The organism is Marinifilum sp. JC120 (assembly GCA_004923195.1).
In the GTDB taxonomy this organism is placed as follows: Bacteria; Desulfobacterota; Desulfovibrionia; order Desulfovibrionales; family Desulfovibrionaceae; genus Maridesulfovibrio.
Window position 1 is genome coordinate 18801 of record RDSB01000013.1, and the last position, 26159, is coordinate 44959.

The 26159-nt window shown below is 46.8% G+C and carries 23 protein-coding genes and 3 tRNA genes; 12 read left to right on the plus strand and 14 right to left on the minus strand.

The features are described from left to right. Positions 1 to 122: 122 nt before the first annotated feature. The 4 genes from D0S45_13295 to D0S45_13310 all read right to left on the minus strand — a co-directional run bounded on the left by D0S45_13295 (position 123) and on the right by D0S45_13310 (position 6404). Positions 123 to 773, minus strand: coding sequence for a Crp/Fnr family transcriptional regulator (locus tag D0S45_13295; protein TIH14042.1), 651 nt, complete (start codon positions 771 to 773; stop codon positions 123 to 125). Positions 774 to 775: 2 nt separating this feature from the next. Beyond that, positions 776 to 2146 (minus strand): YihY/virulence factor BrkB family protein, encoded by a 1371-nt coding sequence (locus D0S45_13300; GenBank protein ID TIH14043.1) that lies wholly within the window; start codon positions 2144 to 2146, stop codon positions 776 to 778. A 73-nt stretch (positions 2147 to 2219) separates the two neighbouring features. Further along, positions 2220 to 5459, minus strand: a complete 3240-nt coding sequence (locus D0S45_13305; protein TIH14135.1) for an AsmA family protein — start codon at positions 5457 to 5459, stop codon at positions 2220 to 2222. 93 nt (positions 5460 to 5552) lie between these two features. Next, complete coding sequence (locus D0S45_13310) at positions 5553 to 6404, minus strand: DUF89 family protein (protein TIH14044.1); 852 nt, start codon at positions 6402 to 6404, stop codon at positions 5553 to 5555. A 334-nt stretch (positions 6405 to 6738) separates the two neighbouring features. Between D0S45_13310 and D0S45_13315 the strand changes: the two genes are divergently transcribed. From D0S45_13315 to D0S45_13335, 5 genes are read left to right on the plus strand one after another with little or no spacing between them, the layout of a single operon-like run. Continuing rightward, entirely contained in the window at positions 6739 to 6927 is a 189-nt protein-coding gene (locus tag D0S45_13315; GenBank protein TIH14045.1) for a hypothetical protein, read from the plus strand. Between the two features lie 50 nt (positions 6928 to 6977). Next, entirely contained in the window at positions 6978 to 7838 is an 861-nt protein-coding gene (locus D0S45_13320) for a (4Fe-4S)-binding protein (GenBank protein TIH14046.1), read from the plus strand. Between the two features lies 1 nt (position 7839). Continuing rightward, the gene (locus tag D0S45_13325) at positions 7840 to 8697 is read left to right on the plus strand and encodes a 4Fe-4S dicluster domain-containing protein (GenBank protein TIH14047.1); all 858 of its coding nucleotides are present in this window, start codon (positions 7840 to 7842) and stop codon (positions 8695 to 8697) included. 12 nt (positions 8698 to 8709) lie between these two features. Further along, on the plus strand, positions 8710 to 9081 hold the full coding sequence (locus D0S45_13330; GenBank protein TIH14048.1) for a CGGC domain-containing protein: 372 nt from the start codon (positions 8710 to 8712) through the stop codon (positions 9079 to 9081). A gap of 9 nt (positions 9082 to 9090) precedes the next feature. Then, entirely contained in the window at positions 9091 to 9336 is a 246-nt protein-coding gene (locus tag D0S45_13335; GenBank protein TIH14049.1) for a zinc ribbon domain-containing protein, read from the plus strand. A 102-nt stretch (positions 9337 to 9438) separates the two neighbouring features. Here the strand turns inward: D0S45_13335 and D0S45_13340 are convergent, their stop codons facing one another. From D0S45_13340 to lysS, 9 genes are all read right to left on the minus strand, one after another. Continuing rightward, the gene (locus tag D0S45_13340) at positions 9439 to 10278 is read right to left on the minus strand and encodes an LpxI family protein (GenBank protein TIH14050.1); all 840 of its coding nucleotides are present in this window, start codon (positions 10276 to 10278) and stop codon (positions 9439 to 9441) included. A 4-nt stretch (positions 10279 to 10282) separates the two neighbouring features. Continuing rightward, positions 10283 to 11086 (minus strand): acyl-ACP--UDP-N-acetylglucosamine O-acyltransferase, encoded by an 804-nt coding sequence (locus D0S45_13345; GenBank protein TIH14051.1) that lies wholly within the window; start codon positions 11084 to 11086, stop codon positions 10283 to 10285. Next, a complete protein-coding gene (gene fabZ, locus D0S45_13350) occupies positions 11086 to 11550 on the minus strand; it encodes a 3-hydroxyacyl-[acyl-carrier-protein] dehydratase FabZ (GenBank protein TIH14052.1) in 465 nt (154 codons plus the stop codon). Before fabZ ends, D0S45_13345 begins: the two co-directional genes overlap by 1 nt. Before the next feature lies 1 nt (position 11551). Continuing rightward, positions 11552 to 12580 carry a UDP-3-O-(3-hydroxymyristoyl)glucosamine N-acyltransferase gene (lpxD, locus tag D0S45_13355; protein TIH14053.1) on the minus strand — a complete coding sequence of 343 codons (1029 nt, stop codon included), beginning with the start codon at positions 12578 to 12580 and terminating at the stop codon, positions 11552 to 11554. Positions 12581 to 12586: 6 nt separating this feature from the next. Further along, positions 12587 to 13114 (minus strand): OmpH family outer membrane protein, encoded by a 528-nt coding sequence (locus D0S45_13360; GenBank protein TIH14054.1) that lies wholly within the window; start codon positions 13112 to 13114, stop codon positions 12587 to 12589. Between the two features lie 96 nt (positions 13115 to 13210). Further along, positions 13211 to 15925: an outer membrane protein assembly factor BamA gene (gene bamA, locus D0S45_13365; GenBank protein TIH14055.1), complete on the minus strand. Its 2715-nt coding sequence runs from the start codon at positions 15923 to 15925 to the stop codon at positions 13211 to 13213. Beyond that, positions 15912 to 16595: an ABC transporter ATP-binding protein gene (locus D0S45_13370; GenBank protein TIH14056.1), complete on the minus strand. Its 684-nt coding sequence runs from the start codon at positions 16593 to 16595 to the stop codon at positions 15912 to 15914. The genes bamA and D0S45_13370 overlap by 14 nt, the downstream gene beginning before the upstream one ends. Continuing rightward, positions 16588 to 17817, minus strand: a complete 1230-nt coding sequence (locus tag D0S45_13375) for a lipoprotein-releasing ABC transporter permease subunit (protein TIH14057.1) — start codon at positions 17815 to 17817, stop codon at positions 16588 to 16590. The genes D0S45_13370 and D0S45_13375 overlap by 8 nt, the downstream gene beginning before the upstream one ends. Beyond that, a complete protein-coding gene (gene lysS / locus D0S45_13380) occupies positions 17814 to 19340 on the minus strand; it encodes a lysine--tRNA ligase (protein TIH14136.1) in 1527 nt (508 codons plus the stop codon). The genes D0S45_13375 and lysS overlap by 4 nt, the downstream gene beginning before the upstream one ends. Positions 19341 to 19618: 278 nt before the next feature. Here lysS and D0S45_13385 point away from each other — a divergent pair. From D0S45_13385 to D0S45_13400, 4 genes are all read left to right on the plus strand, one after another. Next, a tRNA-Asn gene (locus D0S45_13385) sits at positions 19619 to 19694 on the plus strand. 335 nt (positions 19695 to 20029) lie between these two features. Next, a tRNA-Asn gene (locus tag D0S45_13390) sits at positions 20030 to 20105 on the plus strand. 223 nt (positions 20106 to 20328) lie between these two features. Beyond that, positions 20329 to 20404: transfer RNA gene (locus D0S45_13395), tRNA-Asn, on the plus strand. Between the two features lie 107 nt (positions 20405 to 20511). Further along, entirely contained in the window at positions 20512 to 20922 is a 411-nt protein-coding gene (locus D0S45_13400; protein ID TIH14058.1) for a hypothetical protein, read from the plus strand. Positions 20923 to 20979: 57 nt separating this feature from the next. Here D0S45_13400 and pyk read toward each other — a convergent pair whose 3' ends face one another. After that, positions 20980 to 22407 (minus strand): pyruvate kinase, encoded by a 1428-nt coding sequence (gene pyk, locus D0S45_13405; protein ID TIH14059.1) that lies wholly within the window; start codon positions 22405 to 22407, stop codon positions 20980 to 20982. A 248-nt stretch (positions 22408 to 22655) separates the two neighbouring features. On the opposite strand from pyk, the gene D0S45_13410 reads away from it, so the two are divergent. The 3 genes from D0S45_13410 to D0S45_13420 all read left to right on the plus strand — a co-directional run bounded on the left by D0S45_13410 (position 22656) and on the right by D0S45_13420 (position 26138). Further along, complete coding sequence (locus D0S45_13410; protein TIH14060.1) at positions 22656 to 23132, plus strand: OmpH family outer membrane protein; 477 nt, start codon at positions 22656 to 22658, stop codon at positions 23130 to 23132. Between the two features lie 185 nt (positions 23133 to 23317). Continuing rightward, positions 23318 to 24976: a Na/Pi cotransporter family protein gene (locus D0S45_13415; GenBank protein TIH14061.1), complete on the plus strand. Its 1659-nt coding sequence runs from the start codon at positions 23318 to 23320 to the stop codon at positions 24974 to 24976. 16 nt (positions 24977 to 24992) lie between these two features. After that, positions 24993 to 26138 carry a hypothetical protein gene (locus D0S45_13420; protein TIH14062.1) on the plus strand — a complete coding sequence of 382 codons (1146 nt, stop codon included), beginning with the start codon at positions 24993 to 24995 and terminating at the stop codon, positions 26136 to 26138. Positions 26139 to 26159: the final 21 nt, after the last annotated feature.

A 26159-nucleotide genomic window follows, 5' to 3' on the forward strand; every position in this document is an offset into this window, starting at 1 on the left:
TCCTGTTAAACGAACGTAACAAGTCGGGCACAATCTGTTTGTCGGGTAGCCGACAAAAGAAGTATATTTTATTAAAAAATATACCATTGCGATAATCGCATAATTTTACTTTCAGCGACAGGCTAATTTTCAGCGATGGCTTTCAGTTGCTCAGGATCAACAACAAGCCAATTGGAACGATCAATGCGAGTGAGAATTCCTTCACGGGTGAGGTTGTTAAGCAAAGTGGAGACGGTCTGGCGGGTGGCACCGAGAAGAGTGGAAAGCTGTTCGGTGGTCAGATTAAGATTGATCTCTATTCCACCGTCAACGGTCTTCCCGTATTGGGTGGCTTCTTTGTGCAGGTAGCCACAAAGGCGGGAATTAATATCTTTGAAGACCAGTCCATCAATTACAGAAAAAGAATTTTGCAGGATTTTGCCCAGCACCCGGACCATAGTGCGGTTAAAAATTGGGATATCAGCCATGCACCGCTTTACCGATTGAACATCGGTAGTCAACAACATACCGTCTTCATAGGCTTGCACAAAACATCCGGCATGAGTTGAATAAAGGTCTCCGGGACCGAGAATTCCCAGAGTGAACTCCTTGGCTTCATAAGCGAGATAAATACGCACCCTGCCCTTTGCAACAATGAAGACAAGATCTTCTTCAGTATCGGGAGCAAAGATCATGGCACCTTTTTTAAACCTGCGTTCGCCAAAGACACTGCGGATATCTTCAAATTCATCCCGCTCAAGTTCGTCCAGAAGATTGATACCGGAAAACTTCATACTCAGCTTTCCTCGGGCGCAGCAGGAAGTTTTTTAATATACTTATCCATATTCTCCGCACACTCAGAAAGCGAAACATCAGACCCGCTTTCACGAATGACCGTCTTAATATCATCTATCATTTTAGAAACGAAAAGCATGCCCGGGTTTTCCACCACAGAGCTGGCCCCTTTGCCTGTACCGGAAAGGATGCCCATAACTTGCAGCATGGTCAGTTTTTGTGGAGAAACAGCGAAGGCATATATTTCACTACCTTCTTCCGCTCCTTTGACCAGAATCCCGTTTTCCACAAATTTATCCAGCAAAGGGGAAATAAACCTGACCGGAACACCTACCTCCCCGGCCAGCTCTTCCAGTTCATACGGATGCTCGGATTGTTCAAACCGCAAAGTCATCAAGCTAAGTGCCAGCAGAGAAAATTTCTGCATATCTTCCACACCGGCATCGGGCATGAATTTCTGCTGGCGATAAAGCATCACATTCTGCACGGCGTAGCTTATTTCAGAACCAAGCAGGACAATAACCCAGCTGGCATAAAGCCAGATCAGAAAAAGAGGCAGCTGCGCAAAGCTGCCGTAAATGGCATTATACTTACTCACCCCGATCTGCCAGTTGATGTAAGCCCACTGGGCCATCTGCCAGACGGTCCCGGCTACCACCCCGCCTGCCAGCGCACTGCTAAGGCGCACTCTGGTATTAGGCATGAAGGCGTAGATAAAAGTAAATGAAAGCCAGATCAGTACCAGCGGGGTTAGTCCGATCAGAAAACTCTCCAATTCCGATACACCGTAAATACTTTCAAACGATTGCAGCACGGCCTGCTTTTTAATGGAAACACTGACACTGGTGGCTACAATCACCGCCACCGGGCAGATAAAAATAACTGAGAAAAAATCCGTAAATTTGCGCCAGAAAGAACGCCCGTGGCGGACCTTCCAAATAATATTAAAAGCTTTCTCAACAGTACCAACAGTGGAAAGAACGGTAAAAAGAAGGGTTGCCACCCCGATCCAACCGAGAGTTTGAACATTGGTATTATCCACATACTCAAGAATCTTACCAACCACCTCTTCCCTTCCGGCGGAAACCTTAAGCAGCATATCGTGAATATAGCTGGAATCCTGAAAGCCCATACCCTTCATCAACGAAAAGGCCACCGCAAGAAACGGGACAATGGAAAGCATGGTGGTAAAGGTAAGCGCGGAAGCACGGATAATGCACTGATCCTTAAGAAATCCCACTGTGACAAGATAGCCCACTCGAGCAACAGTATGCAGGACTTTCAAAGGGCCGCTGACATGGGAAGAACTCCAATCCCAAATATCATTTAAGAAAAACTCGGAAATACGTTGTCCTACCTTCCCACTGGTCATCGCGTCCCCCGGCTGGATTATGAAGAAGTAACAGCAAGCATCAGCACATAAATATCAGTTTTGTTGAACCATATCAGAATATAAGCTTCCTGAAAAACATAAAAGACTGCTCTGGAAGACCGAGAACATCGCCGAGTACATCGCCCCAACGCTCCAACCCTTTAACCTCAACTTTGGGATCGCTAAGCCTGCCGGTCACAGTGACGTTAACTCCGGTCATGGCATCAAGAAAGGCATTAACCAGCTTCAAATAAAGATTGGGAAGCTTAATAATATCGGCATTAACCTGAAGATTGATGGAATCGTCAGGAAAACTGAATCCGCCCTTTGCCGTAGCAGTCAGGTAATTGGTTTTAAGAAGGTAGTTACCCACTTTAAATTTTCCATCCTTGCCGTCTACGACTCCTTTCATAATGGAAAACGATGTCGGGTTGGGAGTCTTTTTCTCCTTGATGTCTTTTTCCGCTGTGGCAACGAAAAGGTAAGAACCGTCAACAATCTTGAAGGCCAGTCCCCCGGTCATGGTGTTTACAAAATCAATATTGGCAGTGGAATGTCCATGAAGTTTAAGGGAAGCATCGGTAAGCCCCCGCACACAATCACGGCCCACGTAATCAGCAAAGAACAATCCGGCCTGAAAACCCCGGACCTCAATATCCGTGCCCAGTGAAACAGTTCCATTCTTAAGGCCGAGATCAAGCTTGCCTGCCAGATTTCCTTCATGGAAATTGCCCTTCAGATTGTGAATGCTGATAACCTGATCCTGCATGTCCACATCAGCACTAAGCTTGCTGCCCGCGAAATCAAAAATACGAAAATAATTACACTCCACCTTTCCGGTGGCATTAATAGCACCAAGTAATTTATCCGGGAACTGCCATTCTGGAAATTTGAACTTCTCGACTTCTTTGAATCCACTTTCCTTGCTCTCAGAACGAGCACTCATGGTATCCGGTGGCAGAAAATGATCAACATCCACCTTGTCACCCTTGATAACAAAGCTCAGAACCGGATTTTTGAAGTCAGTAAGTTGAAAAGTTGCCTCAGCCTCAGCATTATCAAGGTTGGCCTTATTCACACGCAGGGTCAGATTTTCACCATGCAATTGAAACGATGAATCAAGACCAACACTGTCAAATGCATCAGGATCCTGAACCTGCGGCTTTTCCACTCCGAAAAGATCAAAAATCTCAGAACAGGCAACCTTGGGAAGTTTGAGTACTCCCTTTGCGGAGGCGGTTTCAGTTCCAAGCCTGCGGGCATCGATGCTGCCGTGCAGGTTCATCTTGCCGCTTTTCAGGGCAAAATGATCCAGCTTAAGATTCCCAGCCTTAACCCCGCCGCTGCCTGCCACAACAAATGAAAGATTCTTTTTGATAACCGGAAGGCCTTTGCCGCCAATGGAAAATTTCAATTTTCCGTTTTTGATGACTACACTTTCAGGGTCATACCTGCTGCACAAAAGACCGCCGATGAAACCGCCTTTGAATTCCCCTTGCGGTTCCAAAAAAGCCCCGGACAATTTCAAATCAACCTTACGACCCACCAAATCCTGTGGTACATCTCCGACCAATGGTTCAAATTTAAGGGACAATCCGACACGCTTTATACGCAATTTCTTCAGCTCATCAGGAACTCCCTCAAACCCCATATCAGCCACAACGCCCGTACCTTCAAGGTTGGAATCAAGCTTGAGATTGCGGAACAGTTCCCCCGGAGTACGCCCCTTTGAACGCAGCTGGTTAAGTTTAAAAGCAGCTCTGCCAGCATGAAATTTAACACCGTCAACCTTAAGTGGAATACGGGCAAGAGAAAATGGTGAAACAGCCCCCTCACCTTTCAGATAAAGAACATCCTTCTCCCTGCGTTTATCAAAAGCAAGATCAACAGACAGACCGAAATCGCCATCAAGATACGACCCTTTGCCGATACTCAGACTGGCAACTTTAGGTCCCGGCGAAAGCGCGAGCTTAACATTTTCGAGCCTGATTCCGTCATAAGCAAAACGGTCCACCTCCACTTTACCATTACAGGGAATTTTCTTAACCAGATCAGCAATGACCATCTCGCGAAAGACACTATGCTGCGGCTTGGAATTAACCTTAACTACAGTCCCGTTTCCGTTGATCTTTTTCTCAAGATCAAACAATTTCACATAGGGATCAAAAATAATGGAATCAGCCCGCACATCAAATTCCAACCAGGGGCTGCGATAATTTTTGAGTGAGAAATCACCCTTGATGACGGTCTCATCCACAGCCAGAACCATTTTAGAAAGTTCTGTCTTTTCTAAAGTTGAGTGAAAATCCATCTCAAAAGAAGCAATATTGAGGATATCCTTATAACCTTTAGGAATAGGGATGGGCGTAAATCTGGAAAAGACCTTCTTGGGATCAAAACGGGTGGATTTCAAACTGCCCTTGAAATCGGGAGCATGATAAATATCAGTGCAATTCGCGGAACCGGTTAAGCGCACTCCCGCGCCTTGCAGGACCAGCCCCTTAACATCTATCATTCCCTCAACAAGATTGAAATCAAGGGATGCGATCCCTTCCACCACTTCATCTTTGCCAAACAATTCATCACTCTCCACCTTAAGAGAAAGAGAGGTCTCAGACAGGGAAACTTCTTTTTTCTGTACGGAAAAATCCAGCAGCCCCTTAAGGTCCGCCTTGGCCTTAAGATTAAAAAGCTCGGCATCAAGCATGGCACTGAGATTAAAGGCCAGTGGCGTATCCTTGCGCAGAAGTCCGGTACGAACATTTACCCCGGAAACCTTGAAAGAATTGCCGCTCCCCATGTCATTGTATGAACAGGTAGCATTAAGGACACTGACCCCGCGCACACTGATGCAATTGAAGTATTTGAGTCCCACATTCTTGCCCTCTGCCCCGCCTTCTGATTCGAGCAAAGGCAGATTAAGCGAACCATTTTTCAATCGGTCCACGTGCAGGAAAGGGGAATCCACAATAATGGTATCCACCTCCAGTTCACCGCTAAGCAAAGGAATAAGTCTAACCTTGAAGTCAATATCTTCAACTGTAAGTTGGTGGGGGTAGGCTGAATTTTCAGGAGAAGAAACCGTTACCGGACCGGTATCCACGCCGAGCCAGGGATAAAAAATCAGATTGAAATTTTCATGAAACCGAACTTCGCGGTCAAGCTTCTCGCTGAGGAAATTCTCCAGTGCGATACGCGGTTCATCTGATTCCAGATAAAACACTCCCCCGGCCACTGCTGCCAGAAGGCAGAGATCGAAAAGGAGAAAGAGAATCCAAAATATTTTTTTTACCCGCACAAACACAGATAACACCTGCATCTAAAAGATTGGCCCGACTATAAATGAATACGTTATAAGAAAAAAAAAGGTAAGGGAAATCCACTGCGCAGACTCCCCGTATGAAAACTATTTTTCCTGACAAAAAAGCGAAGTCTTCATTTCTGCTCCGGTAACATCTGCCACGACCGGACACTTCACTTTAAAAGCATAATAAACATCAGGCCTGACTCCCCAGAGGGATTCAAAATTGCCCTGTCCTTTACTGAGAACGACAGGCGATTCGTCAAGTCGAGAACGGAATTCAGGACTACAGCGGTTCAGAACGGTTCCGGGGGTATCCACACCGGAGGTAACCACCTCACAAAGATCGGTCATACCAACTATTTTTGCATCTACAAAGGTGGCATCATTGAGGATATTCTTTCCGCGCACAGCATAGGTGACCTTAACGCCTTCATCGCGCAACAAACCGGTTAAAATCGTATCAAGCCCAATTTCCCCGGCATTATCCCCTAGGACCAGCAAGGATTTATGACTGCGCACTTCGCCAAGAAACTTTCCGAATGCTTCTAGGTCAAGACCATGCTCAAGATTATCGAGTTCATCTTCCCAATCATATTCACCCATCACCGCACAATCCATGTAATTACCGATGATGGAAACACCCATGGCCGCCAGCAACGGGTCTCCGCTGCCAAGGACTTTGGCCTTCACTTCAGGCAAAAGTTCCAGAACCCGCTGGTTTGCTTTTTCCTTCTGGGCTTTGAAAATATCCACCTCACCCACGTATTCTGCGGTCTCGCGAAAAAGCCTCCCCGCAAGAGAAGGCGGAGACTCATTCAGGTCGGCAGAAGCGAACCCCGCAGCCCAATGCTTTACAACCTTTTCATGAATATCTTCCTGTCCAGGGCAGGTCTCCCTGATCCCGGCAATGGCCATTTTCAAAAAGCATGGCAAGCAATCCAAATGAGTTCTCATAACTATACCTTTCCCTGCCCGGACGAGCAGGGCTAATTTTGATCCCATTATTCATAGAAACGGACTAATTTTAAGCCCTAACATCAATATTAAAACATATACGCCGCGCAATAACATACTGAATTAATAATATTTACCATCAAGGCACGGCTGTTGCTAATCTCAAAGTGACAATAACTTAAACAGAGGAGCGACAATGCCACTTACTAACAGAAATAACAATAGCTCCCAACGGGCTGGTCGAGGACTCGGTCCTTGTGGAGCCGGAATGGCAAGAGGAAGAGGCGCAGGCTTCAGGCAAAACGCAGGATCTAACTACAGCACGGGGTCCGGAATGAGACGCGGTATGAGCGGACGCGGACAGGGACGTGGACAAGGACTCGGCTTAAGACGCAGAGACGGTTCCTGCCAGCAGATGCAGAATCAGGGTTTTGGTCCCGATCAGTATGCAAACGATCTTGAAAGACGCATCGCCGATCTTGAGGCTGAAAACCAAAGACTTAGAGCTGAAGCAAATAAATAGTGAATGGTTCCGGGACATAAATCTCGGAACCTTTTTTGAGGAATTTATATATGAAAATAGCAATTGCCAGCGGCAAGGGCGGTACCGGTAAAACCACTGTTGCCGTCAACTTTGCAGCCTATCTTGATTCTATGGGCAAAACCGTAAGCTTCACAGATTGTGATGTAGAAGAACCCAACGCCCACTTTTTCCTGAATCCTGAACTCAGTGCAGAAAAAGACGAATTTCTACCTGTTCCAGCCATTGATGAAGACAAATGTATCGGTGAATCATGCAAAAAATGTATTGAGCTCTGCCGCTTCAAATCCCTGATCTGGATGGTGGATTCCGTACTCAGCTTTTCCGAACTCTGCCACGGTTGCGGACTTTGCGAATTGGCCTGCCCTGCTGACGCCATCAGCGAAGGTCAACGCCTTATCGGCACAACTTCTACAGGCAAATCGGGCAATATCGATTTTTCAAGAGGATTGCTGCGCATAGGCGAAGCAATGTCCCCGCCATTGATCAAAGCGGTCAAAAACATTTCCCCCCGGGCAGAAGTGAACATTCTGGACTGCCCCCCCGGAACTTCCTGCCCGGTGGTGGAATCCGTTGACGATACTGACTTTGTGGTGCTGGTAACCGAACCCACCCCCTTCGGCCTGCACGACCTCAATCTGGCTGTGCAGCTCATGCAGACTCTGAACATGCCCTGCGGTGTGATTATTAACAGAGCCGGAATGGGTGATGACCGAGTGGAAAAATATCTTGCAGGAAAAAACGTCCCCCTGCTCGGCTCACTTCCGCACAGTCGGGAAGCCGCATCTCAATATTCTAAAGGACATCTGCTTTATGAAAGTATTCCCGGATTCAAAGACGAATTCGCCAAAATCTGGTCTTCCATCCAAGAACAAGTGAGCGGAGCAAAATAGAATGAAACAGTTAGTAGTTATCAGCGGTAAAGGCGGTACCGGAAAAACCAGTGTGGTTTCCGGCCTTGCTTCCCTCGGCCCGAAAAAAGTTCTTGCGGATTGTGATGTGGATGCGGCGGACCTGCACCTGATCCTGCATCCTGAAATTCAGGATAGACATGACTTCTTCAGCGGCGAACGCCCGGAAATCAATCCCGAACTATGCACCCAGTGCGGCCTCTGCGCCGAACATTGCAAGTTCGATGCGATATCCAAAAATTTCAGCATAATGCCCGAAAAATGTGAAGGCTGCGGTGTATGCTCCTACATCTGCCCGGTCGAAGCGGTAACAAGCGGCCCCAGACTCTGCGGAGAATGGTACAGATCCGACACCCGTTTCGGACAAATGATCCATGCAGAACTGGGAATCGGCGAAGAAAACTCAGGCAAACTGGTCACAACTGTGCGCAATGCTTCCGCTGAATTGGGAGAAGAACTCGGTGCCGAACTTGTGCTGGTGGACGGTTCTCCCGGTGTAGGCTGTCCGGTAATTGCTTCATTGACTAATGCCGACCTAGCAGTATTTGTAGCCGAGCCGACCATTTCTGCCGTGCATGACCTGAAGAGGGTCCATAAGCTGACCGAGCATTTCAAGATTCCCTCCATGGCGATCATCAACAAATGCGGAATTAACGCTGAGCAGGAGAACGAGATCAAATCCTTTTGTGCAGAAAAAGAAGTCCTCCTTGCGGGTGAACTGCCCTACGACACCATTTTTTCAAAGGCACAATTGGCGGGACAATCCGCTGTTGAATACGATCCGGATGGCATGGGGAAAAAGATTGAGGCTATCTGGAATAGGATGGAAGCAAACCTTTAAAGGAGAGTAAGCATGGGTAAGGAAAAAATTGTAATTCTTGGATGCAGTCAGGCTATGGACGACATTTGTATCGGTTGTTCCCGTTGCATGGTCGGATTTAACCGCCGTACCGGAGAATTCGAAAACTGTGCGGAAGACGCGGAACTGACCGCGATCGTCGGCTGCGGCGGATGCCCCGGCAGCGGCATTGTCACCAGAATGGCCCACATGAAGCTATGGAACGCGCCTATGGACGAAGTTCCAAACAAAGTTTATGTTGCCCCCTGCATAACCATGCACTGTCCCCACAAGGACGTATTACTCAAAAAGATCAAGGCCAAGGCCGGATGTGAAGTCATTGAAGGTACACACCCGTACATTCCCGAAAACATTTTCGCCGAATAATTTCAGAACATGCCTATATATGAATACAAATGCCGTGAATGCGGTGCCGTATACGAAGAAATCGTCAGTTCAGGATCAGCTCCCGGTCCTTGTCCATCCTGTGGAAAGGAAGCCGGAGAAAAGCTCATCTCATCAACATCATCGCTGAGCGGTAAGGACACTCCCAATGTTCCGGATGCAACCGGAACAGGATGCTGCGGTGCCAACCCGTCATCAAAGGGCTGCGTCCCCGGTTCCTGCTGCGGCAAGGCTTAAAATAAGAGGCACAATCTTTTTTAAAGGTTGTGCCTTACTATTTTATGGCGTGACTTGGTAGGTCTCCGGCAGGACCGCCGAAGGCATTAGCTGAGAACAATTTTAATTAGAAATTTCGTCCATAAGCTCTTGAGTCAGCCCGACAATCGTAATGCCGTGTTTTTCTGCAAAACGTACTGACTCGTCCAGATCAAAAAAAAGACTTTTCCCCGCTTCAACACCGAGGCAGGTCGCTCCAAGCTTTTTCATACCCTGAATAGTCTTCAAGCCAGTTGAGGGCATATCCACTCGCCCTTCTTGACCGGGCTTAAAAACTTTCACAATGCAGCAGCCCTTACCACCAAGCTCGCATCCGCGCTTTACTGCGGCATCAGTTCCTTCAATGGCTTCCACTGCGGCCACAATTCCCTCACGAACAACCACACACTGACCGATATCCAGCTTGCCCAGTTCGCGGGCAATCTTCCAGCCAAAGGCCAAATCGGCGCGCTCAATCTCATTAGGTTTACGCTTGGTCAAAAATCCTGCGGGAGTTAGCAGCTCTGGGGCATATTGATGAGGTCCGACGACCTCCATACCTTCAGACTCAAACTCCCCTGTAATGGCGCGAAGCAATACATCATCGCCCTTAGTAGCTAGCTTGAAAAGAAGTTTGGCTGCGCGCAGGTCAGGTCGAATATCAAGAGCCTTGGGTTTATTGATAGTTCCGGCCATAACCACTTTACTGACCCCGTTCTTTTTAAAAAAAGAAATCAGTTTTGAGAACTGCCCGAGCTTAAGTTCAACTGTTTCATCAGCATATTCACTAACATTAATATTTGAATGGCCTTTAAAAAAAACAGCCACAACACGATTTCCCTGTGCTGCGGCTCCCTTTGCAACCAGAAGGGGAAATTGTCCCCCCCCGGCAATAAGACCGATTGTCTCTATTTTATTTGTCATATTTCTATGAAGAACCATGTCCAGCGGAGGTAACTCCTCGTTTGCTGGAGCGGATGAATTCAACTAGATTCAAAACTTCTGGAATATCGGCAAACTGCTTCTCTGCCGCTTCTAGAGCATCGGCACGAGATATTTCTGAACGGAAAATAAGCTTGTATGCTTTCTTAAGGGCATTACAAGTCTTGGCTTTAAATCCATTTCGACGCAGCCCGACGGAGTTAGGACCTTGCAGGCCTCCACGTACACCAGTCGCAATCATGTACGGAGGGACATCCTGCCCAAAACCGGACATACCACCGATAAAAGCATAATCCCCGATGCGAATAAACTGGTGAAAACCGGACATACCACCGATAGTAACGTAATTACCTACATCGATGTGCCCGGCAAGAGTGGCAGAATTAGCCATGATAACATGGTCACCAAGAATACAATCATGAGCAACATGAGCGAAGGCCATGAGCATGCAATTACTGCCGACCACAGTGTTTTCGCGACCTATATCAACACCCGTAGCGCGGTGAACGGTCACATACTCACGAAGAATATTGTTATCACCCAACTCTACCCATGTTTCCTCGCCTTTAAAGCCAAGATGCTGAGGCAGGCCGCCGAGAACAACTCCACTATCGAGGGTGTTGCCCTTTCCCATACGGGTGAATGCCTTGATCTGAACATTCGCGTCAAGAATGCAGTTATCACCGATAACAGTGTCCCCTTCAATAATGCAGAAAGGTCCAATCTTAACATTCTCTCCCAACTGCGCACCAGAATCAACAATGGCAGAGGGATGAATTTCAGTAGCCACTACATGGACTCCTTGTCGACAATTGCAGCAGAGACTTCACCCTGAGCGGCAACTTCACCGTCAACAGTAGCAACACATTTCATTTTCCAGATATTCATCTTGCGTCTAACTTCATTGACTTCAAGAACAAGCTTATCTCCGGGAACAACTGGTCTGCGGAATTTAAGCTTATTGATTCCGGTGAACAGGAAAACCTTATCTTCAGTGTCAATATCATCAGTACTGAGAACAATGATTCCGCCAGCCTGAGCGAGAGCCTCTACAATCAAGACTCCGGGCATGACCGGAAGACCAGGAAAATGGCCCTGAAAAAAGGGCTCGTTCATAGTGACGTTTTTGTAGGCCTTGATGGATTTACCAGGTTCAATTTCTTCAACCCGGTCAACAAGTAAAAATGGGTAACGATGGGGAAGCATCCCCATAATTTCCTTGATATCGATATAATCTATAGTGGTTTTACTCACTTTAATCTTCCTTGCTTAACTCTGCTTCCAATGCCTTGATACGCTTTTCAAGCGCAGACATCTTCTTTGCCATATCAGGCAATTTTCTATGATAAATGGAGGACCGTAAAAAGTTCCCCTTTTCAAGAAGAGGAGAACCGGCGCCCATGAATCCGGCGGGGACATCATTGGTTACCCCGGCCTGAGCACCGATAACGGCACCATCGCCAATCTCAATATTATCCACCAATCCGGCCTGTGCCGCAAGGATAACGCCCTTACCAAGCTTGGTGCTGCCCGCTATACCGGACTGCGAAATAACGAGGCAGTCTTCACCGGTAGTTACGTTGTGAGCGATCTGGACAAGGTTATCGATCTTTGAACCGGCACCTATTCTGGTCACATCAAGGGCTGCACGGTCTACACAGGCATTGGCACCTATTTCAACCTGATCCTGAAGCTCTACAGTCCCGATCTGGGGGATCTTCATATGCTTACCGGAAACCTGCGCATAACCAAATCCATCACCACCTAGAACTGCCCCTGGCTGCACAATGACACCGGCCCCGAGAACGGTCCCGGCCATGATTGAACAGTTGGGGTAGATAACACAGCCGGGTCCGAGCACAACATCTTCGCCGATATAAGCCCCGGCAAAAATATTACTGTTTGAACCTACCTTGGCTCCCTTGCCCACAAAAGCAAAAGGATAAATGGTGGCACTATCATCAACTTCGGCATCAGGATGAATAAAGGCTAACTCATGAATGCCTTCCAAACACCCCTGCGGGCGGGAGAAGACATGCATGGCCTTGGCCAGATCCATATAGGGATTCTCGCTGATAAGCGCAGACTCCACTTGATCGGCATATTTCTCTTCGAGCACGATGGCAGCAGCCTTCGTGGTCTTAAGTGCGGATTCGTACTTGGCATTGGCCAAAAAGGAGAGTTCGGAAGCCCCGGCCAGCTCAAGTGTATTCAAGCCCGAGATTTCCTTATCCTTTCCAGCCATCTTTAGGCCGATAAGACCTGCAAGTTCTGAAAGAAGCATAAGGTCCTACTTTTTGCCTGCTCTGAAAGCACGGTTCATTTCAAGAAGCAGCTGGTTGGTAATATCAACAGTGTCATCAACGTAAAGCAGACCGGAGGTCTTTTTATCGTAGATGGCAGTGTAACCATTTTTCTTACCATATTCGGTAACGATCTTCTGAATAAGCTCAAGTACCGGGGTACCTACTTTTTTCTCTTCAAGCTGCATCTTACGCTGGGTAGCCTGAGTAAGGTCCTGAAAATCCCTAACCTTGCGCTTGAACTCGAGTTCTTTATCCTGCTTAGCTTCAAGGGAAAGAACGAGACTCTGCTTCTGCAAGGACTGCTTCAGAGCTTCCAGTTCCTTCTGCTTGGTCTGAATCTGTTTTTTTGCAGTTTCAAACTTCTTTTCCATCTTTTTCTGGGCATCCTGACCGACTTCAGAATCTTGAATCAGCTTCCCCATAGAGGCAACTGCAATTTTCTGGGGGGCAGCAAACGCCGGAGCCTGAAAAGCAAAAACCAGAACCAGTACTGCAAAAAGAATTCTACGCATTTAAAATTACTCCTTATAATTCCTGTCTAATAATCAGCCGAAAAGGCATGCCGATATCCGGCATGCCCTTCGTTTACATTAATATGTCAAATTCTGCTAGAAGAACTGTCCCATAGAGAACTCAATCTTATGTCTTGAACTGTCTTCAAGTTTATCAAGTCCGTAACCATATTCAACTCTGATCGGCCCCATGGGGGAGAACCAGCGCAGTCCGGCACCGATACTTTTATACATGCCGAGGAAGAGGGCTGTTCCGTCTTCCTGCTTGGTATCGTGGAAGAAACTCTGACCGTCATCCCAAGAGTTACCGATGTCAAAGAAACCGACACCTACGAGTCCGAGCTCTTCGTTGATGGGGAACAAGAGTTCGAAGTTCATGTAGAACATCTTGTTACCACCGATACGATCATTTGATTCACTGTCACGGGGCGAAATTTCACGGCTGTCATAACCGCGGACATTGTTGATACCACCGAGGTAGAATCTTTCAAACACGGGAATTTCGCCACCACCAAAGTTGTCATGGATAAAACCACCACTACCCTTCCAGTGGAAAACCAGATCCCAGAATACCGGGGTAAAGTAGTTGGAGTCATAGGTGTATTTCACATAAGAGTCATCACCCATGAGAACACCGCCACCCATTTCAACAACAAAGTTGTTAACAGTACCGGAGGAGGGGTTAAAAGCCTTGTTAGTGGTATCGCGTTTTATCCCGGCAGTAATTACGCTGGACCAGTTGTCACCCTCAATATCCTTAATTGACTGCGCTGCATTGTCTGCAACTTCAGAGATGGTGTAAAAATCCAAGCGATAGTTACTATAAAAGTGAGTGTACTCACCAAGGGGATAACCGGCAGAGACAACACCACCGATAGTCTGTTTATCGTAATCAGTGAAGTCATCGTTACGCCAGTAAGTATTAAAACCACCACCCCAGAGGGTATCATTGATACGGGGGTTATAGAAGTTCATGCCGTAACTGATTGTCTTGGAACTCCAGCCACCGCTAAGAGCGAATTCCATACCGCGACCAAAAAGGTTGCGCTCGGTAATCTTTGCAGAAACAAACACACTGTCGGAAGTGGAGTAACCGATACCACCACTTACCATACCGGTGTTCTTATCCTTGACCTTGACTTTCAAGTCCATTTCACCGGGATCACCGGTGGGAACAGGCTCGATATCCACTTCACTGAAATAGTCCAGTTTATTCAGACGGACAATTGAACGCTGCAATTTGGAACCACTGAACTGGTCACCGTCAGCGAGACGCATTTCGCGCAGAATGACATTGTTTCTGGTTTTAGAATTACCTTCAACAATAACTCTGCGGATGTGTACTTTCTGGCGCTTGGCAACAATAAAGGTAATATCAACGGTCTTATCTTCTCTATGCTGATCAAACTTGATGTTTGCATCAGCATAGGCATATCCGTAGTTGGAATAGAAATCAGAAATGGCCCTCATGTCTTCACGCAGGAGGGAGCGGTCAAGATATTCACCGCCGTCTGCCATATCGTCAGCACTGATAAGCTCGCGCAGTCTGGATTTTTTTACGATAAGATCACCACGTAAGCTGACCTTACCGACCTTGTAACGATCACCTTCGGCAACCTTAAAGGTTACGTAGATACCGTCTTCTTTAATGTCCAGCTCAGGCTCACCTACCTTTGCGTCGATGAATCCACGGTTACCGTAGTAAGCAAGGATTGCCGCTGCATCACGTTCCAGCAGTTCTTCTTTAAGAACCCCGGTTTTGGTGAACCAGGAGAGCCAGCCCCTTTCAGTAAGAGCAAGCTGTTCCTTGACTTCATCAGGATCAAGCTTTTTGGCACCTTCAATCTTAATACCTTCAATATAAAGCTTTTGGCCTTCATTAATATTAAGATTTAAACGGGCTTGTGCACCTTCACCTTCAATATTGTAGTCAATTTTGGCGTTGTAATACCCTTCCTTACGATACATCTCACGCAGGGTATTCAGGTCATCGGAAAGAACTTTGGGGTTCATAACCGCGCCCTTCTTGGTATTAACCGCCGCTAGGATATCTTCGGAATCAAGAGCATCTTCACCTTTGACAGAAATTGCCTGAATACGAGGCCTCTCCTTAACGTCAAAAATGATCTTCTTGCCACCGGGAACATCGGTAATTTTGACCTTAACATCGTCAAAATAACCGAGAGCGTAAATATTTTTGAGATCCGCGTTAATTTTGGAAGGAGTGTAAAGATCGCCGGTCTTGATGTTAGTGCGCATCAGGATAACGTCCTTATCAAGGACCCGGCATCCACGAACTTCAACGTCTGCGATTTTATCCTGACTAAGCAACTCCAGTTTCATCTTTGAAACAAGTTCATCAACAGCAGGCAGAAGGTTGATCAGTCCTTTTTTGGAAACAAAAAGAGGAACCGCAGGCTTCATACCGAACGCTTCCACAAGACGGACATCAAGGCTTAAATCTTCGCCGATCTGACTAAAACTACCGTAGACGGAGTATCCGGCTCCGGCCAGCAAAGCCATATCTTTCGCTGCCTGAATATTTAAAAACTCGTAACCTTGCTCACTAACAAGTCCCATAACCTTTTTCTGATCGACGACACGGAATCCTGCTTCGCGTAATCTGTCGGAAAGAAGAGTGGGTAAACTGTCTTTGAGATATTGTGTGTCAGCATCAGCATTAACTTCAAAAGGAAGTACGGCAAGAATAATACCTGAGGCATCTTCTGCCTGAGCCTTGCCTGCTCCGAAATTAATCAGAAACGCAAGAGTTGCCGCAATCAGTAAAAGCAGAATTCTAGTTCTGGGCATACAGTTCTCCGGAACGCAACTCAAGCCGGCGTTTCATTACACCGGCTAAATCCATGTTATGGGTCACAACAATGAGCGTCATTCCAAGCTCTTCATTAAGGGTGGCCAGCATTTCACCGACCATCATCCCTGTCTTCTCATCCAAGTTACCGGTAGGTTCATCAGCGAGTAGGACTTTGGGTTTCAGCAGGATCGCACGCGCTATGGCGGCTCTCTGCCTCTCCCCACCGGACAAAGTTGTCACCCTGTGGTCAATCCTATTCTGCAACCCTACCAGTTCAAGGGCTTCACGGGCCATGTCAGAGGCTTCCCCCTGACCTATGCCTGCCACCATGGCAGGAAGAGCGACATTTTCCAGAGTGGTAAACTCCGGAAGAAGGTGATGAAACTGAAAAACAAAACCGATTCCCCTGTTCCTCACTTCGGCCCGCTTTTCAGGTGTCATATCATTAATATTCATTCCCGCAAAATGGATATTTCCACTGGAAACAGTATCCAAAGTACCGAGAATATGCAGCAGCGTTGTCTTACCCGACCCGGACGAACCGAGAATGGCAAGGGATTCCCCAGCATCAACCGTAAGGTCGATGTGGTCCAGAATCCTCACAGTCTCGTTCGGTCCTTCGTATTCTTTTACGATATCGGTAAGTTCGTAAAGTAAATTACTCATACCTTAAAGCCTGCGCCGGTTCCAGAGCAGCTGCCTGCCTTGCCGGATACAAAGTAGCCAGAAAACAAAGCGAAAACGCCGCAACACCGATAATTGTCAAATCCAACCAATCCATCCGGATGGGCAGATAGTCCACCGGATAGACGTTGCTGGGTAATTTAATGAACTGGTACTTCTTAAGCAGAAGTGCCACCGGAATACCTATAAGGTAGCCGATGGTTGTCCCAAAAAGTCCGATAAAAGTCCCCTGCAACATAAAAATTCTTCTGATACTCCCGGACGTGGCTCCCATAGACATCAACACTGCAATATCCTTGGTTTTCTGCATTACCAGCATGACCAAGGTAGTAATGATGCTAAATGAACCGACCATGACAATCATTGCCAGAATGATAAACATTGCTGTTTTTTCTAGCTTGAGAGCTGCAAACAGATTGGCATTCATTTCCTGCCAGTTCTTGATCTGCACCGGATATCCGGCAAGCTCTTTGTCCAGAACTTCGCCTATCTTATCAACTGCATATACGTCCGCAAGACGAATTTCAAGTCCGGACACAAAATCCCGCTTGAATCCGAGTAATTTCTGAGCCGCGGTATTGCTTATGTAAGCCAGTGAGGAATCGTACTCATACATGCCTGTGCGGAAAATCCCACCAACCTTAAACACCCGTACTTTCGGTGTAAATCCGGCGGCAGTGCGTGTGCCTGAAGGGGAAAGCAAATTAACGGTATCACCGACCACAAGGCCGAGACGTTTGGCAAGCTGATTTCCTATAACTATTTCAGGTAGTTTACTCTCTTTTGCGAGACAGTCAACATTTCCTGAAACCATGTCACCGGGTAAACTGAGTACGCCTTTTGCGGTTTCAGCATCCACTCCTCTCAAAACAACACCTTTAACTCCACCGCCACTGGAAAGCATAACCTCAGAATAGATAAAGGGCGTTACACCTGTAACGCCCGAAATCTTTTCTATTCTATCGGTCATGTGGTGGTAGTTTTCAAGCGTGCCGTCATAAGCGGTCACAATGACGTGGGCATTAACTCCGAGAATCTTGTCCCGCAAGTCGGTTGAAAAACCGTTCATAACCCCTATCACCACAATCAGGGCTGCTACGCCCAAAGCAACGCCGCACACGGCAAAGAGAGATATAACTGAGATAAAATTATTCTTTCTCAGGGTAAAAAGATATCTCAGTGCGACGAAGAGTTCAAACTTCATGAGCCACCATTGCCGGAAGCACCTTCGCTTCTAAGAAGCGGAAACAGGATAACTTCCCTAATGGAAGCACTGTCGGTTAAAAGCATGACCAAACGATCAATACCGATCCCCTGCCCAGCGGCCGGAGGCATACCATACTCAAGGGCGCGGACATAATCCTCGTCCATGTTATGAGCCTCGTCATCACCGGCATCTTTTTCCTCAACCTGATCCATAAATCTGCAACGCTGATCCACGGGATCGTTCAATTCGGAAAAAGCGTTAGCCAGTTCACGACCGTAAATAAAAAGTTCAAAACGGTCAGTAATATCCGGGTTATCCTCATTCCTTCTGGAAAGCGGAGAGATATCTGTAGGATAATGATAAATAAAGTGCGGCTGGATCAGCTTAGGCTCAACCAGTTGGTCAAAGAGCTTGGCTTGCAGTTTGCCGAGTTTTTCGCCTTCAACTGCCTTTTCACCAAGTTTCTTAACCAGTTCCTTACACTTATCGTAATCATTATAGACTTCAGGGGAAACGCCACCGACCTTCTCAAGAGATTCGTGAAAAGCCATGCGATGCCACGCGCCCGGAGTCAGATCGATCTTCTCTTCCTGATAATCAATGACTGTATCGCCGTTAACTTCCTTACAGACAGAAGAAACCATCTCCTCAGTCAGGTCCATGAGGTCTTCAAAGTCGGCATAGGCCCAGTAGAATTCAAGCATAGTGAATTCAGGGTTATGCCGTACAGAGATACCCTCATTACGGAAGTTACGGTTGATTTCGTAAACCTTTTCAAACCCGCCGACCAGCAGACGCTTGAGGTAAAGCTCAGGCGCAATGCGCATATAGAGCTGCATATCAAGGGCATTGTGGTGGGTGGTAAAAGGACGAGCCGCCGCGCCACCTGCAATAGGGTGCATCATAGGAGTTTCAACTTCCATGAAACCCTTGGAATCCAGATAGTTGCGAATAGCCCTTACAATCAGGGTACGCTTCTGGAAAATATCGCGTGCGCGGGGGGTTACGATAAGGTCAACATAACGCTGGCGGTACCTGGTCTCCACATCCTTGAGCCCGTGATACTTCTCGGGAAGCGGACGCATGGATTTGGTAATCAGGTCTACCTTTTCAGCCTTGACGGTCAACTCATCAGTTTTAGTCCTGAAGAGAGTTCCTTCAACGCCGACAATGTCGCCGATATCGAATTTCTTAAAAATTTTGTACAGGTCAGCACCAAGGTCATCCCTCGCTGCGTACACCTGAACCCTGCCTGTCGGATCCTGAAGATGAAAGAATGCGACCTTACCGAAAGATCTGTGAGTGATAACCCTGCCTGCAAGCTTGAATTTCTTGCCCAGGGCCTCCAGCTCCTCTCCTCCGAGTTCGTCATAATTGCCCCAGATATCTGAGACTTCTGTATCTTTATTGAAGTCGTTGGGATAAAGCGGAATGCCTTCGTCGAGAAGGGCACAGGCCTTTTCCACACGATTCTTCAGAACCTGATTGAGTTCGTTCTGAGCTTGCAGAGCCTCAAGCATGGGCATAAATGATTGCGCATGCTCTGATTTGGTTGCCAGCTTGATTTGCTTTTTCTTCTTGCCGCTCAAGTTATTAATTCTCCGTAACCGAATAAAGTCTAGATAAATACAAGATCCGTTGATTGCCTAAGCTAATTACCCTTTGTCGTCAAGAAAGTACATCTTTTATAGTTCACTTTCGCTCACAAATATTTTTTGAAAAAAGTGTTTGACAAGTGTGACTCAAATCCGTAAAACCCATCTTCGTTGCAGCGGGAAACTGCGCAACACGTAAATCTTCCTCGGTGGCTCAATCGGCAGAGCGGGTGACTGTTAATCACTAGGTTGGGGGTTCAAGTCCCTCCCGGGGAGCCAGATAGCTCAAAGGCTGCTTTCGTAAGAAAGCAGCCTTTTTCTTTTATTTCAAGCAATTACCCACTCTTGCAGCAATAAAACAGAACTCTGTCGTACTTCCTCCCTACATTAAATATATATACCCTGAAATAAATATCCGAAAAAAGCTTCCCAAACTGCCCAAATCTAGCAAGTTCACCAGCTCATGTAATAGCCAATTTGCAAAGCTAAGAATCAACCTTAAAAGAAAGTCTAAAGAAAATTTAAATTAAATCAAAGATAACATTTGACATGTGCAAAACAAATCCGTAAAACCCATCTTCGTTGCAGCGGGAAACTGCGCAACACGTAAATCTTCCTCGGTGGCTCAATCGGCAGAGCGGGTGACTGTTAATCACTAGGTTGGGGGTTCAAGTCCCTCCCGGGGAGCCAGATAGCTCAAAGGCTGTTTTCGTAAGAAAGCAGCCTTTTTCTTTACCTGAATTTTCTGACAAAATGTTCTTGATTCAAAACTGTTATCCAAACGACTTTGAAAACCCCGCTTTCAGCGACAGACAAAAAAATGAATTAATCTAAAGATAATGTTTGACAACTTGAAAGCAAATCCGTAAAACCAATCTTCGTTGCAGCGGGAAACTGTGCAACACGTAAATCTTCCTCGGTGGCTCAATCGGCAGAGCGGGTGACTGTTAATCACTAGGTTGGGGGTTCAAGTCCCTCCCGGGGAGCCAGATAGCTCAAAGGCTGTTTTCGCAAGAAAACAGCCTTTTTTTTGCCATTCTATACTTTATGAATACTTTTCTTTGCGCTTCCCTTTCCCACAGGCTATATTAAGCCTATGAAATTAATCCACACCCCACTCCCCTGCTCTTTTCTGAAATCAACACCCCCCGGCCCGGGTTCCGGCAGTGAAGTTGAAGACAAAAGCGAGCTACACGAATCTGAAAAGAAAGCTATCACCTGCCGGGAGTGCGGATTCCAAATTACAGACAATTCATTTTCTACAAAAATAAACGGCAACCACGAACACTCATTTTTCAATCCTCACGGCTATGTATTTCAAATCAGATGTTTTTCTGCCGCGAGGGGCTGCGTAACATCGGGAGAACCCTCCAGTGAATTCACATGGTTTGCAGGATGTACGTGGCAAATAACAGCATGCTCACAGTGCATGACCCATCTCGGCTGGCGATTCCAATCCGACTCAAACTCGTTTTACGGACTGATCAAAGATAAAATCAAAGAATAAAAAAACTCCCGGCACCGGATGGTGTCGGGAGTTTTTTATTGCTATAAACTGCTAAGATTACTTGTAGTAAAGCTTAACTTCATTGGTTTTAGGCATGGTCTGTCCGGGAGTAGGCTGACCAGAAACAAGGACAAAGCCCTCGCCCTGAGAAAATTTATCATTTGCCTCAAGAAACTCCACAAGGCGATCCCTATGATTGGAGAGTTTGGACTCGGTCACAACCGGAGTTATACCCCAGAAAAAGTTAAGATACGCGGGAACACTTTTATCAGGAGTCAGGCAATAGATAGGCTGTTCCGGTCTACGGCTGCACACGAGCCTTGCGGAGGAACCGCTTGAAGAGTGGCAGATAATTGCCGGACTATCGATGTTCTTTGCAAGCAAGCAAGCGGAATAACTCAAATACTTAACAGGATTAGGCACAGCCTCATCCGCAGGCTTGTAGGGCCCCTTAGTGCGGTGAAGGTAGTAGGGTTCAGTTCCTTCTGCTATTTCCTTGATATAACCGACAGCTTCCACAGGATACGCGCCGATGGCGGTTTCCTCAGAAAGCATACAGCAATCCGCACCGTCCATAATTGCGTTAGCAACATCATTCGCTTCCGCACGGGTGGGGATGGGGTTTTTGACCATGGAAAGCATCATCTGAGTTGCAACGATGACAGGCTTCTGAGCATGACGGGCTGCGCGGATGAGTTTCTTCTGAATTACAGGAACAGTGGATAGTTTACACTCAAGACCAAGGTCACCACGAGCAACCATGATACCGCTGGCAACTTCCAGAATGGACTCAATATTCTCAACAGCATTCTGACGTTCGATTTTAGCGATGATGGGCAGCTGGACACCATGCTTATTCATTGCCGCCAGCACATCTTCAACGTCTTGCGCGGTCTGCACAAAAGACATGGCAATGGAATCAACACCGATTTCAATGCATCCTGCCAGGTCAACTTTATCCTTTTCAGTAAAAGCGGGCAGTGCGATGTGCTTGCCGGGGAAGGTGATACCCTTCTTGGAAGCAAGAAGTCCGGCATTCTGAGCCTGAAGCTTGTAAAGCTTGTCCTTTTCAATAGTTTCGGTAACGAAAAACTGAAGCATTCCGTCACTGAGAGAAACTTCCATACCATCTTCAAGACCCTGCAATAATTCCGGCTGATCAAGAGGAATAAAAGGCAGATCTTTGGCCTTATCTGCTGCATCGGGGAGACCCAGATAAACATAAGCACGGGACTCGATATCGTGGGGAGCATCTTCAATAACACCAACCCTGATCTTCGGTCCACACAGGTCACCCATGATGGTCAGAGGAGTGGAAAGGTCTTTTTCTACCTGACGAATCATAGCAATGACGGGCTTAAAGCTCTCCGCGTCAGAGTGTGAAAAGTTCAGGCGAAGGATTCTGACGCCGTTCTGGACCATCTTAGTAATGGTATCCACATTGCTTGAGCCGGGGCCGAGAGTGGCAACAACTTTGGTTCTCATGATCTTGTCCTCAATATTTTATTTGGGTAAAAATTTTACTGTCCCCAATTGATTGGAAAAATACGGATCCACCGCTATTCGATGTTCACTTTCGAAAATATTTATACCATAATTTTCGGAAATGTACAAAATTTTAATTTCAAGTCCGCCTAAATTCCCTCAAATGTTTTTTTTATTTTACATGACACCTTTCCGAGTTTATACCGAATAACTCTAAATGAAAATAATTTTAACTAACGGAGAATTAAATGTTTAAAAACATGCTGAAAGTAGCATTGATTATTGCCATGGCCGCTTTTGTTGCCGGATGTCAGCAACAGGCATCTTCCGGTGCTAAAGTCGGATTCGTTGATACCAACAAAGTTTTCAAGGAATGCAAAGCCGGAACAGAAGGCATGGAATACCTCAAAAAATCAAGCGAAGAATTTCAGACAAAATTCGCTGAAATGCAAAAAACCTTAGCTGGTAACCAGACTGAAGAAAATACCCGCAAGTTTCAGGAAGCCCTCGGCGAGTACCAGAACAAAATGGGTGCAGAACAGAATCGCATCGTAGAAGCTCTCCAGAACGGCTTCACCAAAGCAGTTGACGATTACCGTCAGGCCAACGGCTACTCCGCTATCCTGTCCACCGAATCCGCCATCAGCTACGACAAGTCCGCTGACCTCAGCGACAAAATCATCGAATCAATGAACAAAATGGACATTAAAATCAAGCCTGAATAATTAGGTTTGATTTCATTAGATCTTAAAAATCCCTCATTTGCTTATGGCAATTGAGGGATTTTTTGTTACAAAATAACACTTTTTGCTTTATCCCCACAACCTTTTCCTTGATTTTTCCCACCGCACAGGAGAGTATTAAATCATATTTTCTCTCTTAATTTCAACAAACTAGTGAATAATTGAATATGACTTTAGCATTATTTGGAAATCTTTTTGGCGGACTGGGTCTTTTTTTAATCGGAATGCGCTTGATGACCACGGGTCTAAAACAGGCAGCCGGAAAATCACTGAAAAAAATTCTTGGAGAATGGACTAAAAGTCCCGGTCGCGGCCTTTTTTCCGGATTCCTGATTACCGCGCTGGTTCAATCATCAAGCGCAGTTACAGTTGCTGTCATTGGCTTTGTAAATGCCGGACTGATTACCCTTTCCCAATCCATCGGCGTTATTTACGGCAGTAATATCGGAACCACCGTTACCGGCTGGATTGTTGCTGCTGTTGGGTTCAGCGTTAACATGAAAGCGTTTGCCCTGCCGGTCATCGCTCTCGGCGCCCTGCTGCGGCTAAGCGGACAAAATTCCCGACGCGCATTTTTCGGCGATGCTTTTGCTGGATTCGGCCTTTTTCTCATGGGTATCTCCACCTTACAAATGGCTTTCAAAGGCATTGAATCTTCCATTGATCTTTCCTCAATCGCCACCATGGAAGGACTGTCCATTCCCATTTTCATCGGCATCGGTCTGATGCTGACTTTGCTCATGCAAAGCTCCAGCGCAGCAATGGCCCTTGTGCTCACGGCAACGGTCAGTGGGTTGATGGACCTCAATCAGGGCGCAGCGGCAGTTATCGGGACCAATATAGGTACCACTTCCACAGCCGCCCTTTCGGTTATCGGCGCGACCATCAATGCCAAGAAGGTTGCCACCGGACACATCATCTTTAATATCATCACAGCCTTGGCAGCCCTGATAATGCTCCCTGTACTCATTAAATCCATTCTTTTCTGCATGGATATTCTAGACCTGACCCATGAACCGGCCGTAGTTCTGGCTCTGTTCCACACTGCGTTTAATTTTATGGGAGTAATGCTGCTCTGGCCGTTCACCAGCAAGCTTGTTTCTTTTATTGAAAAAAGATTTGCCTCAGTGGCTGACGAGCGGGGACGTCCCAAATATCTGGATAACAATGTCATAGGCACCCCTCCCCTTGCCCTTGACGCCCTGACTTTAGAAATGGATAGAATCGGACATCTTACACGCAGAATCGTGCGCAAAGGGTTGAATTCCAACTTCAGCTACGGGGCACTCCCGGCGGACAAAGAAGCACAGGACAGCCTCATCGAAGCGGCCCGATCTTTCTGCGCCAAACTGCAATCACGCCCCCTGACCGAATTACAAGGACAGCAGGTAGCAACCGCCCTGCGCGTACTGCAATACTTCCGTACAGCCGGGGCTCTTTGCGCATCCCTTGAAAAAAAAGACATCAAACCTGCTCTTGAACTTCTCGGTCCTGACGCGGACATGGTTACCGTCTTTCAGAACTCCTGCATAGGAGTCCTAAATGTTGCAGAAAATCCATGTTCCGAAGAATTTTGTAAAATCGACAACATGATACATGACATGTTATCAGCTTATCACGACCTGAAAGCAAAATTGCTTTCTGCCGGGGGGACAGGAGATATCCCCGTCCCAGAAATGGTCGAACAACTTGAGCTTTTCTCAAAAATCCGGCGCATAGCCCGGCAAGCCGCCAAAGGTGCAGTATACCTTGCAGCCATACGACCGGAATCAGGCATCTGTTGCCCGACCAATACCGTAAAATTCGCATGGAACCGTCACTGGTAACCAAGCTGGAGCCGCAATGAATAAATATAAAATTCCCGCACTCATCTTTGGAGTCGTTTTCGTTGTTTCCGCAGCAGCCCTTTTTTTATACGTAAAAAAGGATTTGGGTGAAAAAACCGGAACAGAAGTGGACGCCCCGGCATGGGTCAACAAAAACGGTTCCAGCGGAAAAATGCCCATATCCGGTAAGGTAGCCAGATCCGGAAATTCAATAAAAACCGGATCGGAAGAACAGACAGCCGCTGAAATTAAAGATAAAAAAGAAATCGCGAAAACCAATAAAACCGCACCCACAGCTAATAAAACCGCGCTATCCCCGGTTGCAAAGACCGTAGATAAAATCAAGGAAACCATCATCACCGAAGTATTCCTTGATAACCTCGCGCAATACATCGCGGACAGCTATCATCCGGCAGGTGCGCTCCCCTACAAAGCAAAGCAAGATTTCAGTTCCGCCTCATTCAAGGGAATCAACATGCACTTCGGCCTAAATCTGCGAGGACTCATGCCGGAAGCCGAGAACCTAATCACAGCACGCAAATCTATCTGGTCCTACCTGCTCACTCCCGGAAAACTAACCGCCCTTTCAAAATCTGAAATAGGTCCTCTGCTTGACCTGATTGAAGAAAAGGGAATCCTTGCTGAAAGGAAATTCTCGGAAGGGGACACCTTCTCCACCCGTGAACTGACCAGAACACAACGGGCTGAAATGTTCCGCACTAGCAGTGTACCCCTTACACATGTTGCCGCCGTACTTAAAGCAGTGGCTGATAATCCTGATCTCATGCAGGCTCTGGACAGTTACATAAAGGCAGAAAAGCGGGTCGATTCCGCCAATGGTATTTTCCAGCTGGATTTGGATAATTCCCGCAATTCCAAATCCGAAATAGCACGAAACAAAGCCGCCCATTCCGGGAAAATTTTAAAAGACGCCATTACCATCAGGGAAAAAATTAAGACCGGAATTACCCAGAAAATAAAATCCTATTGTGCCGGAAAATGCGATAAACCGGACGATTCTTTTTATATCGCCCAGTGGGTCTTCAGAAGAGTCCATACTGATAAGAAAAAACTCAAAGCTATTGGCTCCGGCAGCGAAACTCTGAACAGCATCTCCACCATGATGATTGAAAGGGCCGAAGCGATTGAAAAGTCTATGTAGACAGCAGGCAAACCTGAAAAG